Origin of the sequence: Pseudomonas sp. RC10 (genome assembly GCF_038397775.1) — a bacterium.
GTDB lineage: Bacteria > Pseudomonadota > Gammaproteobacteria > Pseudomonadales > Pseudomonadaceae > Aquipseudomonas > Aquipseudomonas bambusae.
This window is the reverse complement of the sequence record NZ_CP151650.1, coordinates 2,241,375-2,253,920: the sequence shown is the minus strand read 5'-3', so window position 1 is coordinate 2,253,920 and position 12,546 is coordinate 2,241,375. Positions and strand designations below refer to the sequence as shown.

At 61.0% G+C, this 12,546-nt stretch carries 13 protein-coding genes; 2 read left to right on the top strand and 11 right to left on the bottom strand.

From position 1 onward, the window contains the following. Positions 1-30: 30 nt before the first annotated feature. The 4 genes from AAEO81_RS10465 to AAEO81_RS10450 all read right to left on the bottom strand — a co-directional run bounded on the left by AAEO81_RS10465 (position 31) and on the right by AAEO81_RS10450 (position 2,670). Complete coding sequence (locus AAEO81_RS10465; protein ID WP_341963440.1) at positions 31-1,368, bottom strand: sensor histidine kinase; 1,338 nt, start codon at positions 1,366-1,368, stop codon at positions 31-33. Next, positions 1,365-2,033 (bottom strand): response regulator transcription factor, encoded by a 669-nt coding sequence (locus tag AAEO81_RS10460; RefSeq protein ID WP_341963438.1) that lies wholly within the window; start codon positions 2,031-2,033, stop codon positions 1,365-1,367. Before AAEO81_RS10460 ends, AAEO81_RS10465 begins: the two co-directional genes overlap by 4 nt. After that, positions 2,033-2,299, bottom strand: a complete 267-nt coding sequence (locus tag AAEO81_RS10455) for a PepSY domain-containing protein (protein ID WP_341964517.1) — start codon at positions 2,297-2,299, stop codon at positions 2,033-2,035. The genes AAEO81_RS10460 and AAEO81_RS10455 overlap by 1 nt, the downstream gene beginning before the upstream one ends. A gap of 62 nt (positions 2,300-2,361) precedes the next feature. After that, positions 2,362-2,670: a PepSY domain-containing protein gene (locus tag AAEO81_RS10450; RefSeq protein ID WP_341963436.1), complete on the bottom strand. Its 309-nt coding sequence runs from the start codon at positions 2,668-2,670 to the stop codon at positions 2,362-2,364. A gap of 165 nt (positions 2,671-2,835) precedes the next feature. Here AAEO81_RS10450 and AAEO81_RS10445 point away from each other — a divergent pair, with 165 nt between their 5' ends. Next, entirely contained in the window at positions 2,836-3,918 is a 1,083-nt protein-coding gene (locus AAEO81_RS10445; RefSeq protein WP_341963434.1) for a patatin-like phospholipase family protein, read from the top strand. A 120-nt stretch (positions 3,919-4,038) separates the two neighbouring features. Next, positions 4,039-4,395, top strand: coding sequence for a 6-carboxytetrahydropterin synthase QueD (gene queD / locus AAEO81_RS10440; RefSeq protein WP_074755358.1), 357 nt, complete (start codon positions 4,039-4,041; stop codon positions 4,393-4,395). A 135-nt stretch (positions 4,396-4,530) separates the two neighbouring features. Here queD and AAEO81_RS10435 read toward each other — a convergent pair whose 3' ends face one another. The 7 genes from AAEO81_RS10435 to AAEO81_RS10405 all read right to left on the bottom strand — a co-directional run bounded on the left by AAEO81_RS10435 (position 4,531) and on the right by AAEO81_RS10405 (position 12,301). Beyond that, entirely contained in the window at positions 4,531-5,484 is a 954-nt protein-coding gene (locus AAEO81_RS10435; protein ID WP_341963431.1) for an omptin family outer membrane protease, read from the bottom strand. Positions 5,485-5,725: 241 nt separating this feature from the next. Continuing rightward, positions 5,726-8,389, bottom strand: coding sequence for an aminopeptidase N (gene pepN, locus AAEO81_RS10430; protein ID WP_341963429.1), 2,664 nt, complete (start codon positions 8,387-8,389; stop codon positions 5,726-5,728). A gap of 36 nt (positions 8,390-8,425) precedes the next feature. Continuing rightward, positions 8,426-9,256, bottom strand: coding sequence for a DUF2797 domain-containing protein (locus AAEO81_RS10425; RefSeq protein WP_341963428.1), 831 nt, complete (start codon positions 9,254-9,256; stop codon positions 8,426-8,428). Continuing rightward, the gene (locus AAEO81_RS10420; protein WP_062380693.1) at positions 9,253-9,513 is read right to left on the bottom strand and encodes a DUF1315 family protein; all 261 of its coding nucleotides are present in this window, start codon (positions 9,511-9,513) and stop codon (positions 9,253-9,255) included. The genes AAEO81_RS10425 and AAEO81_RS10420 overlap by 4 nt, the downstream gene beginning before the upstream one ends. A 29-nt stretch (positions 9,514-9,542) precedes the next feature. After that, a complete protein-coding gene (locus tag AAEO81_RS10415; RefSeq protein WP_341963425.1) occupies positions 9,543-10,415 on the bottom strand; it encodes a rhomboid family intramembrane serine protease in 873 nt (290 codons plus the stop codon). A gap of 24 nt (positions 10,416-10,439) precedes the next feature. After that, positions 10,440-11,411: a metallophosphoesterase gene (locus AAEO81_RS10410; RefSeq protein WP_341963423.1), complete on the bottom strand. Its 972-nt coding sequence runs from the start codon at positions 11,409-11,411 to the stop codon at positions 10,440-10,442. After that, the gene (locus AAEO81_RS10405) at positions 11,411-12,301 is read right to left on the bottom strand and encodes an NAD(+) kinase (RefSeq protein ID WP_120127105.1); all 891 of its coding nucleotides are present in this window, start codon (positions 12,299-12,301) and stop codon (positions 11,411-11,413) included. The genes AAEO81_RS10410 and AAEO81_RS10405 overlap by 1 nt, the downstream gene beginning before the upstream one ends. Positions 12,302-12,546 lie beyond the last annotated feature (245 nt).

The window sequence follows — 12,546 nt, the reverse complement described above, 5'->3', positions numbered from 1 at the left end:
AAAGTTGAGGCCGCGACGACAACCAATCGATCAATGGACGCCCGGTTGAGCCGGCTGACGCTCAGGAAGGTCGATGCGCACCTGCAACCCGCCCAGCGGACTGTCGAGCAACTGAACGTGCCCACCCCACGCCTCAACGATGTCTTTGACGATCCCCAGCCCCAATCCGTGCCCGGTCACTTGTTCATCGAGCCGGTTGCCACGGCCCAGCATCTCGACCCGCTGCTCTGGCGGAACCCCCGGCCCGTCGTCGTCAATCAGCAGACGGTATTGGCCGTGTTCGTGAGTGATGGTCAGGCACACCGCGCTGTCGGCCCATTTGCAGGCGTTGTCCAGAAGATTTCCAAGCAGTTCCAGGATGTCTTCGCGGTCCCACGGCAGGACCAGATCAGCAGCCACGTGGTTGTTCAGCTCCAAGTGCTCGCCATGAATCATTCGTAGGGTGGAAAACAGCCCCGGCAGCTCGGCGTTGCAGTCAAAACGCACACCGGGCAGCGCATCGCCTGACAGACGTGCACGATTCAGCTCACGCTCCAGTCGTTGCTGAATCTGTTGCAGCTGATCGCGCAAGGTGGCGCGCACGTGAGGCAATTGTTCCAGCTTTTGCCCTTCCGTCAGGCTCATCAGCACCGCCAGCGGTGTTTTCAAGGCATGACCGAGATTGCCCAAAGCGTTGCGAGAACGCTTGAGGCTGTCTTCGGTGTGCAGCAGCAGGTGGTTGATCTGTGCGACCAGCGGCTCAAGTTCCAGCGGCACCTCTTGATCGAGCTGGGAGCGCTGGCCCTGTTGCAGTTGGAGTATCTGCGCCCTGGCCTTGTCCAGCGGACGCAAGGCTCGCCGGACCGTGAAGCGTTGCAGGATCAGGATCAGCAGCAGCGCCGCCAATCCCAACCCCAGGCCAATGCGCTGCACTTGCGCGAAGCTGGCCTGCACCGGGGTGTAGTCCTGGGCGACCGTGATGGAAATCTTTTGGCCAAATTTGCGGTAATCCGATTGGAGCAACAACAGGGATTGCCTGCTTTTTTCCAGCTCGAAGTCGGCGTGCAACCCGGCTTGGTCAGGTTGTGGCAACTCCAGGTCCCACAAGGATCGGGAGCGCCAGTGCCCACCGTCGAAGTCAATGCGGAAATAATGACCGGAGTACGGCCGCTGATACCCCGGTGACAGCCGCTGTTCATCGAGCTGCAGGCCATTGGGGCCACGCACGATGGCCACCAGCAGCAATTCGGCGTCGTTGCGCAGCCCCGACTCCAGATAGCGTTGCATACCGACTTCAAACAGCCACAGACTGACCTGCGCCAGCACCAGCCCAATGATCAGCAGCACGCTGATCAGGCCAAGGCTAAGGGTGCGTTGTATCGACCTCACCCGCCCGTTCCGCCGAATCGATAGCCTTGGCCGCGCCGGGTTTCAACGACGGCTCGCCCCAGCTTGCGGCGCAGGTGATTGACGTGCACTTCGATGACGTTGGAGTCACGCTCGTTTTCCCCATCGTACAGGTGCTCGGCCAAGTGGCTCTTGGACAGGATCTGCTCGGGGTGCAGCATGAAATAGCGCAATAGCCGGAACTCGGCGGCGGTGAGCTGAATGTCTTCGCCGTCGCGGCTCACGCTTTGGCGGCCCTCATCCAGATGCAGGCCCGCCGCTTCGAGTTTCGGCTGATTCGCCAGGCCTCGGGCACGGCGCAGCAGCGCCTGGATGCGCAGCTGCAATTCTTCGGGGTGAAAGGGCTTGGTGAGGTAATCATCGGCACCGGCTTTCAACCCTTCGATCCGCTCGGCCCAGGAGCCGCGAGCGGTGAGAATCAGCACGGGGGTCGCCAGGCCATCTGCGCGCCATTTCTGCAAGACGTCCAGCCCCGACAGCCCCGGCAACCCGAGGTCCAATACGATCAGGTCGTAGGGCTCACTCATCCCTTGGTGAACAGCGTCGCGGCCATCGGCCAGCCAGTCCACCGCGTACCCCTGCCGAGTCAAACCGCTGACCAGCTCGTCCGCCAGGGGCACGTTGTCTTCAACCAGTAACAGGCGCATCAATCGTCTTCCTTGTCTTCCAGCAAACGGCTGTCGCGGGCATCGAATTTGAGTTCACGAACCACCTGATCGGACGTCAGCAACTCGATCTCGTAGACCAGAACGTCGTGTTTCTCTTCCAGCTCCGCTTCCAGGAGTTTAGAACCGGGATAGCGTCCCAGTGCCTGTTCGATGAACTGCTCAAGCGGCAGGATGACGCCCTTTTGCCGAAGGGCGAGGGCTTCATCCTGATCCAGATCCCGTGCCGCGCAAACCGTGCAGACCATGACCGCACAGGTGGCGATCAGGCCGTGGGCGAACAGGACGGAAGGACGCTTACCGGCGATCATCAGGTGTCCTGATGGTCTTTGAGGATTTGGCCGTTGGTGGCGTCGAGTTCGACATCCCACTCGACACCCTTACCGTCGCGCAGCTCGACCTGATAAACGTACTTGCCATATTCCTGTTCCAGCTCGGTCTCGGTAATGGTCGCGCCAGGGTGTTTGGCCAGCGCGGCAGCGTTAAGTTTTTCGAAAGATTGAATAGTACCTGCATCTCGCAGGCGCAGCGCTTCGTCCGGGCCCAGATCTTTGGCCTGCACGTAGCCGGCAGTGAGTGCGAGAGCGGAAGCGGCGAAAAAGGCAGTGAACAGTTTCATGGTGAATCTCCGTTGTGGTCGTCTTGTTGACGGAAGCAACGATAACCAACCGAACTTAATTGAAGCTGAAAGGTACGGCCACCTGCCATCACCTTTGGCACAGACCCCGCTTTTCGCAGGCGAGCCAGCCGATATACTTCGCCTCTGCTTATCTCCGGAGTACCCATGAGCGCCATTCAGATCAAGACGCCCGCGCTGACCGTCAAGGCCGGGAAACGGGCGATGGCCCGGATTCGTGACCACGGATTGGCTCCCGCCGATGTCGGCATCATTCCGGGTGCGGCGGGCGGGCCCAAGGCGCTGGGCATTCAAGGGCTGGACCTGGCGCTGTTCGGCGAATGGCTGCCACGTTTCGAGCGGGAGCGCTCGTTGATCGGCGCGTCGATAGGCTCGTGGCGCTTCGCGAGCGCCTGCCTGCCGGCCCCCGTGGAAGGCCTGACATTGCTCGGTCAGCTCTACAACGAACAAAGCTTCGCCAAGGGCGTGACCATGGCCGAGGTCACGCGCAGTTGCGTGAAGATGCTCGACGACCTGTTGCAGGGGCGCGATGCCCGTGTGCTGAGCAACCCCCACCACCGACTCAACGTGATGATTGTGAAAAGTCACGGCCTGCTCGCGCTGGATCATCGCGGCGGTCTGGGCCTCGGGCTGGGCTCAGTGATCGCCAACAACCTCATCGGACGCGCGCGGTTGTCGCGGCATTTCGAACGGCTGATCCTGCACGACGCTCGCCTCGCCCCACCGCTCTCGCCCTTGACGGATTTTCCCTCCCGCTGCCTGCCCCTCGACGTGTCGAATCTGCGCCAGGCGCTGCTGGCCTCGGGTTCGATTCCGATGGTGATGCAAGGCGTGATGGACATTCCGGGTGTCGGGCCGGGTACGTTCCGCGACGGCGGCCTGCTGGATTACCACCTCGACCTGCCCTACAGCGGCAGCGACATCGTGCTGTATCCGCATTTCACCGATAAAATCATCCCCGGCTGGTTCGACAAAGCCCTGCCGTGGCGGCGTGGTGACCTGGGGCGGTTGCAGGATGTGGTGCTGCTGGCGCCGTCCCGCGATTATCTGGCGACGCTGCCGTTCGGCAAGCTCCCGGACCGCAGCGATTTCAAGCGTTTCGTCGGCAAAGACCCGGAACGCCAGCGCTATTGGCGAACGGCCATGGAACAGAGCCGACGGCTGGGCGACGAGTTTATCGATCTGGTGGACAGCGGGCGTCTGGCAGGGCGGCTGGAGACGCTGATCTGACCGGGTGATTTTCAACCGGGCGGTCAGGTTCTGACGGTGCCTCGGCAAACCATTGCTGGTAAACTCGCCCCCTGCATTTTTTCGCCCAGGCGATCGCCACCTTTCAAGGCTCTCAATACCGTGGAAATCTTCAAGGAATTTACGTTCGAATCGGCTCACCGCCTTCCCCACGTGCCGGAGGGCCACAAGTGCGGCCGTCTGCACGGCCACTCGTTCCGGGTCGCGATTTACCTGCAAGGCGAACCTGATCCGCACACCGGCTGGATCCGTGACTTCTCCGAGATCAAGACGATCTTCAAGCCGCTGTACGAACGTCTGGACCACAACTACCTGAACGACATTCCCGGTCTGGAAAACCCGACCAGCGAAGTGTTGGTGAAGTGGATCTGGAATGAGCTGAAGCCGCTGCTGCCGGAACTGTCGGCCATTCGCATTCATGAAACCTGCACCAGCGGTTGCGTGTATCGCGGGGATTGATCGATGCCAGCGGGGCAGTCGTTTCCGCCCCGCCTCGCTTCAAGCGTGCTCACGAATACGGCCGGGCCAGTCAGCCGAGCATTGGCTGACTGGCGGCTTTCGTGAGCAAGCTCACTCCCACAGGGGCGGGTTCATTCAGAAATGGTAGTTCAGCGCCAGGCTGGACAGCACAGTCCGGTTGGCTTGAGACCCTGACTTGCCACCAAAATACTCGCGCTCGCCCGTCCCCGCTTCCTTGGAGAGAATGCTGCCCTTGGCCTCGGCGTACGTTTGATAATCGACGTTCCCCTTGAGCGACAGCTGCGGCGTCAATTTATACGACACGCCCACTGCCAGGCTTTGCATTTTTCCACGATTGCCGTTGTTGCCGGTGAAGGTGACGTTGCGAAGATGATGCTGGTCGTAGTCCCGAGCTTTGACCCACTGGCTGTATTTGAAGCGCCCTTCCAGCGTCCAGTTGTCGTGGGTGTACAACCCGACCAGCCCCACAAACGGCGTAGAGAATGTTTGTTCATAGCTGATGCTTTTCAGTTTGGCGGGGATCTGGCCAGTGATATCTCGGAAACCGTCATCCGATGAATACGTAAAGCGTCCGCCCTTGGCTTCCCAGCCGAACTCGCTGTGCTGGTAGCCGAGCATCGCGCCTAACGCCAGATCCTTCCGCTTGAACGCCCATACCGTGGCCGCGAATTCGGCTTGCCATGCCTTTTTCAACTTGGTGTCCGGGTGATCCGAATAGTCGGTCCAAGGCTCGTCCTCACCGTCCATCCAGTCGTAATCCTTCATATGGCTACGACCCTTGCCCATCTGCGTCCAGCCCTTGGCATCCAGCGACAGCCACTCGGCGGGGTTAAACGTCATCCCCAGGTGCAACGTTGGCACCTGTTTGATAGCCCAGTTGAGCTGGCTGAGTTTTTCGCCCTCGTCATACACTTTTTCCCTGGACTGACCGTTGAGCAGCCCCAGGCCCACACTCAGTTCAACATCCCCCGTGCCAAACCGCTGTTCCTCGGTGACATGAGCATGGGCCAACGCCTCTTGCCCCAATGCGGCCAACCCCAGCAACGCCCACGTATTCCGTGACTTCATCAACTCGCCCATACCTTTTTATTGGAAGAAACGCTCGCTGCCCACGCAAGGCATCAACAAGCGGCGAAAGGATGAACGTGACGGCAGGACGTTTCTGCCAGCCGATTCGTATCAGCGTGTGTGAAAGCTGGACGTGATGATGAGGAAGTTTCCTACAGGATTGGGCAAGCAGTGTTGCGGATACGCATAAAAAAGGGCCACCCGTGATGACGGGTAGCCCTCGATTCAAAGCGACTGCATGTTACGCCAGGCTTTTGCTCACCACTTCATACACGTCCGGCGACAGCTGACCGGAAGCGCGAATCCGCTCCAGTTCGCCCTTCATCAGCGCCTGACGCTTGTCGTCGTACTTGCGCCAGCGGGTCAGCGGGGCCAGTTGACGCGACGCGATCTGTGGGTTGAAGCCGTTCAGCTCGATGACCAGATCCGCCAGGAAGCGATAACCCGAACCGTCCGCCGCGTGGAAGTTGATCAGGTTTTGCCCGGCAAACGCACCGATCAACGCCCGCACCTTATTCGGGTTCTTCATCGTGAAGGCCGGGTGCTGCATCAGGGCTTTCACACGTTCCAGACCGCCCGGCAACGTGCTGCCAGCCTGAACGCTGAACCACTGATCCATGACCAGCGCGTTGTCCTTGAAGTTCTCGGCGAACACCGCCAACGCCTTGGCCTTCTCGGCTTCGAACGGCGAGTTGACCAGCACGGCCAGCGCGGTCAGGCGCTCGGTCATGTTGTCGGCGCTGTCGAACTGTTCGATGGCGGCCGCCAACACCTCCGGTTTGCCGGTCAGCATCAGGTACGACAGCGCGATGTTTTGCAGCGCGCGGCGGGCGAAGTGCTCGGACTCGGCCACATACGCCGTCCGCTCGGACACCTCGCGGTTAGCCTCGTAACGCTTCCACAGCGCATCACTGAGACTGTTCGCCAGTTGCTGACGGGCGAACTCGCGGGCCGCATGGATGGCATCGACATCGGCGACTTCGCTGATTTCGGTGAGGTACGCCTCACCCGGCAACGACAGCATTTCCGCGACCATCGCCTGATCCAGCGACTCGTCGGCCAGCACCGTGCCCAGCGCGGTGATCAGACGTTGATCCAGCACCAGCGCCTCGCCCTTCTGATGCTGAGCGACCAGCTCCTGCAACACCTGCACCGACAGCTGCTGACCGGCATCCCAACGATTGAAGCCGTCGCTGTCGTGCTGCATCAGGAACATCAGTTGGTCACGGTTGTACGGGAAGCTGAGTTTGACCGGCGCCGAGAAGCCGCGCAGCAGCGACGGCAGCGGCTGCTCGTTGATGTCGACGAAGGTGAAGGTCTGTTCGGCTTCGGTCACGGCGATCACGCGGGACGTGCCGGTGGCCGAGGATTCGCCCTGCAAGCGCAGCGGAATTTCCTGACCTTGCTTGTCGAGCAGGCCCAGGGAAACCGGGATCACGAACGGCTTTTTCTCTTCGCCTGGCTGACCGGGGGTGGTCGGCGCGCTTTGGCGGAAGGTCAAGCTGTAGGTTTTGGCTGCGGCGTCGTAGGACTCGGTCACCGCCAGGCGTGGGGTGCCCGCTTGCGAGTACCAGCGCTTGAACTGGGTCAGGTCGATGCCGTTGGCGTCTTCCATGGCTTTGACGAAGTCGTCGCAGGTCACGGCCTGGCCGTCATGGCGTTCGAAGTACAGGTCGCTGCCCTTGCGGAAGCCGTCGGCGCCCAGCAGGGTGTGGATCATGCCGACCACTTCCGAGCCTTTTTCGTACACGGTCAGGGTGTAGAAGTTGGAAATCTCGATGAAGCTGTCCGGGCGCACGGCGTGGGCCATGGGGCCGGCGTCTTCGGCGAACTGGTGGGTGCGCAGGTAGGCGACGTCCTGGATGCGCTTGACCGTGGCGGAGTTCATGTCGGCGGAGAAGCCGGAATCGCGGAACACGGTGAAACCTTCCTTGAGCGACAGCTGGAACCAGTCGCGGCAGGTCACGCGGTTGCCCGACCAGTTGTGGAAGTATTCGTGTGCGACGATGGCCTCGACCCGCTGGTGCGCGGCGTCGGTCGCGGTTTCGGCGCGAGCCAGCACGGCGCTGGAGTTGAAGATGTTCAGGCCCTTGTTTTCCATGGCGCCCATGTTGAAGTCGTTCACCGCCACGATCATGAAGATGTCCAGATCGTATTCGCGGCCGTAGACCTCTTCGTCCCAGCGCATGGATTTCTTCAGGCTGTCCATGGCGTGCTGGCACTTGTCGATATTTTCTGGCTCGACGTAAATGCGCAGCTTGACCTCGCGCTCGGTCATGGTGATGAAGGTGTCTTCGATGCACCACAGGTCACCCGCCACCAGCGCGAACAGGTAGGCCGGCTTCTTGAACGGGTCTTCCCAGGTGATCCAGTGACGGCCGTCTTCGGAAGGACCTGCTTCGATCGGGTTGCCGTTGGACAGCAGGATCGGGAAGTCCTGTTTGTCAGCGATCACGGTCGTGGTGAAGCTGCTCATCACGTCCGGGCGGTCGAGGTAATAGGTGATCTTGCGGAACCCTTCGGCCTCGCACTGGGTGCAGAACATGCCGCTGGATTTGTACAGGCCTTCCAGCGCGGTGTTGGTTTCCGGGTGGATCTTCACGCTGGTGTCGAGGGTGAAGGTCTCGGATTTCGGGTGGACGGTCAGGTTGTCCGGGGTCAGTTCGTAGTCACCCGATGCCAGGTCCGCGTCGGCCAGCTTGACCGACAGCAGTTCCAGCAACTGGCCGTCCAGAACCAACGGAGGCAAGCCGGCGCCCCTGTCCGGATTGCGGCGCATGACCAATTGCGCGTGCACCAGCGTGTGGTCGTCGAACAATTCGAAGGTCAGGTGGGTCTCGTCAATGAGGTACTCAGGCGCCTGATAATCCTTCAGGTAAATCATTTTCGGCTGTTCGGTGCGCATGATGCTGTCCTTGTTCTTTGAGCTGAAAATACGGGACTAGTGGTGCACGGCGAGCTGATAGGCCGTGTACTTGCGGATGTTGATCACGCCGGTGTCGAAGATCAGGTATTGACCCTTGATGCCCAACAACGTGCCCTCGGCAATGGGGTCCTTGTCCAGGTTGAAGCTGACGATCTTGGTCGGGTAGGCCTCGACCGGGTAGCGGATCTCGATCGGCTCGACATCGTTCAGCAGCTGGATGGCTTGCAGGCCGAAACGCGCTTGCAACGCCGTCAGACCCTCAGCGCAGGACTCGAACAATTGCTGACGGATAGCCGCCAGGTCAACCGATGGCGCATCGCCTTTGAGTAATGCGCGCCAGTTCGTGCGGTCGGCCACCTGGCTGCGGAACAGGTCTTCGACAAAGCCCGATTGCTGACGGGTCGCCACGCGCACGATCGGCAACGCCTGACTGGCACCCTGATCGAGCCAGCGGGTCGGCAACTGCGTGGCGCGGGTAATGCCGACTTTCACGCCCGACGAATTGGCCAGGTAGACCACGTGATCGGTCATGCAAAATTGCTCGCCCCACGACGGATCGCGGCAGGTGCCGTGTTCGTGGTGGCACTTTTCCGGGCTCATGATGCACACGTCGCACTGCGCCAGTTTCTGCATGCAAGGGTAGCAATAGCCTTGGCTGAAGCTGGTTTTAGTGCGGCGGCCGCAATGGCTGCAATGGATGGCACCCAGGTATTCCAGGCGCACGGTCTTGCCGATCAGCGGATTGACCGGGATTTCCGAGTCACCCAGACGAAACGCGTATTCCACCTGCGTGGCATCGAGACGCGCAGACATTTTGTTGACGGAACCTCGACCCATTTCGATCAATGGATGGCATCCGATTTGAAGAGAATGTTCGGTACCGGCGCCGATTTGGACGCGCATTCCTGCGGGCCCATGTAGCCGATACGCTGTTCTTCGGGCACGTTGCGCACTTCCCAGGCGATCAGCGCCTGCAGCGACAGTTCACGTTGTTCCTGCGTCAGCTTGCGGCCATCGGACCATTTGCCGATTTCCACGGCCAGTTTCAGGCTCTCGTAGATGTCCGGGGTGATGTTTTCGATCATTTCGACAAAAGAGGACATTGGGCTCTCCCAGAATTAAGCGGGCAATTTTAAGGGGTACGGCGCGCCAATGCACCGCCCACCAGACCTGTTGCACAACCGATGATCAGTCCGCCGACGTGCGCCCCGTTGGCAATTTCGCCAAACCCCAAGAGGCTGATCAGCCCGGACATGCACAGCACCAACCACGCCAGCATCATCACCAATACGCCGCGAGGCAGGCGATAAATGGGGTTGGGTGCGAGCAATTGAAAGATCCAGCAATGACCGAGCAGCCCGTAAAGCACACCGGACAGCCCACCGAACAGGCTCGGACCGCTCCAGAAATACTGGCCGTAGTTGGAGAACGCGCTGAACGCGAGGGTCAGCCCCAGCAAATGCCAGCTGCCCTGACGCATCTCGATGCGTCGCCCCAACTCCCAAAACCAGAGGGCGTTCATCACCAGGTGCAGGATGCCGAAGTGGATCAGCATCGGCGACACGACCCGCCACCACTGCCCTGCCGCCAGCGTGGCGCTGACCGGGGTGAACATCACGTAATCGCCACTGGCGCGGAAATCGTTGAAGGTCAGCCAGCTCAGCGCTTCATAGTTGTCGCCCAGCAGCGTTACACCCGCGACGATCAGGCACAGCAGCAGAAAGACGCTGGTCACCGGGCTGCTGCGCCCTTGCAGCAAAGGGCTTGGGCGAGTCTGCGCCACGACCTCACGGCCCGGCGGCAGTTGCGCCGTGGGGTCGCCTTCCGGGTATTGCTGATAGAGCTGGCGCACGTCGTCGGCCAGTTGCGGCGCGTCGGGCACCCACAGCACTTGCTGGCCTGACTCTTCGCTGACCCGGTGCGGCACGTTGAGGCGCCGCAGCAGTTCGACGAAGCCGCTCAGATCAGTGTTCAACGGCAGACGCAAAACGGCGACCGGATTCATAGGGTACGGCTCATTGCGAAAGGCTCATTGGGGGGTTTCGGGTCGCTTCACATCGACCCACACGAACTTGCTTGGGTCGATTCGGGTTTCCTGGTCCAGTCGATACGCCACCAGCTTGCCGTACAGCACCGCGCTGTAATCCAGGCACGCGAGGTTCGGGCGGATCGGCGCGGGCACGCCGCTGCGCCAGTAGTGACCGACGAACAGCAGCGGCTCATCGACACCATAGCGCAGCAGGGCGCTTTTCTCGGTGTCGGACAGTGGGCGTTTGGCCACGGGCTCGGGCAACGCATCCGGCTGGAACACCACGTCGCCGTAGGTCTGCGGGTTGTCTTCCCAGAACTTGGTGCGGAACGAGGCGCGGGTCAAGCCGTCGCCGCCGGTGAGCGTCATGCCGTGGGGCAAGCGCATGTCAGTGCCGCGCAGCAGGCGGTCGAACACCGCGCTGGCGAAGCTGCCGGGCACGGCAGACGCCTGAACGAACGCCTGATCGACGCGGCCATCGCCGTGGGCGCTGCGCAAGGGCTCGATCAGGTTGGCGTCCCAACAGGCGTGTACCAGACGGAAGCGTTCGGCGTCGATGAACAACGGCAGTTCGTAGAACCACTTCAGGAAATCATTCCAGTCAGCGGGATGCCCTTCGAATTGCGCCAGGGTTTCGCCCAACAAACGGGCATGGCGTGGCGTGTGTTCGCGCACGAACTGCTTGCCACTGTCTGGCGGCGCAGGCGTGGACCAGCCCAAAGCGTTGAATTCATGGTTGCCCATGATGCAAAACGCCTGGCCGGCCACGACCATGTCATGAACGATGTGCAGCGCCTCGCGAATGCGTGGGCCCCGGTCGATGATGTCGCCGAGGAACAGAGCGATGCGTTCAGGGTGGCGCCAGACGCCCGCCTGAAAACGGTAACCGAGGGTGTCGAGCAAGTGCTCAAGGGTCTGGGCACAACCATGCACGTCACCGATCAGATCGTAGCTACGCGCGGGATCGAGCATCAGTCGCCCCCGCCGCCAAGCCGACTGCCCCAACCGAGTTTGGTCCGGCAGACTTCGTAATAGTTGTGGTCGAGCGGGTGAATCAGGCGCAGTTTCTGCGGTTTCTTTTTCACGGTCACGGTGTCACCCGGCGCGCAGGTGAAGTGGTTTTGTCCATCGCAGGAGACCTGTGGATAAATCGTCATGTCCTTTGAGACAACGATTTTCAGCTCACTGTTGCCGTCGACGACAATTGGCCGTCCGGACAGGGTGTGCGGGTACATCGGCACGATGACAATGGCGTCCAGCTTGGGGTGCATGATCGGGCCGCCCGCCGACAGCGCGTAGGCCGTGGAACCGGTTGGCGTGGCGACAATCAGGCCGTCGGCCTTCTGGCTGCAGACGAATTGACCGTCGATGTAGATCTCGAATTCGATCATCCGCGTGGACTTGCCGGGGTGCAGCACCACATCGTTGAGCGCGTCGCCTTGGCCGATGGCTTCGCCGTGACGGCGGACTTCGGCTTGCAGCAGGAAGCGGTTTTCTACCAGATAGTGGCCGTCGAGCACCTCGGCGACTTTCACTTCCAGCTCGTCAGGGCGGATGTCGGTCAGAAAGCCCAGGCTGCCGCGGTTGATCCCCAGCACCGGCACGTTGTGCTTGGCCAGCGCCCGCGCCGCGCCCAACAGGCTGCCATCGCCACCGACGACGATGACCATGTCGCAAACCTCGCCCAGCATCTTGCGCGAAGACGTTTGCATCCCGTGCCCCGGCAGGACCTCGGCGATAGCGTCTTCGAGAATCACATGCAGATGCCGCGACACCAGGAATTTCTTGAGCCGGCGAACGGTCTCCAGCACTTGGGAACTGCCCAGGCGACCGATGATGCCGATATTTCGAAATTGCTCCATGGGGCTCCCGCAGTGTTCAGGCACAGAAAGAACGCGATTATGGGCGAAGGGGTCGGGGGCGGCAAATGGGGCGCGTCCATAATGCCCTGACGACGAAGGACATGTGTCGCCTGCACCGGCGTATCGCGAATGAATTCGCTCCTACAAGGGTTCAGTGGGGCCCCGTATTCCGGGCTTGGCGCAGTCTCAACTGTGGGAGCGAATTCATTCGCGAAAAATGGGTCCGGCAACGGAGATGTGTCGGC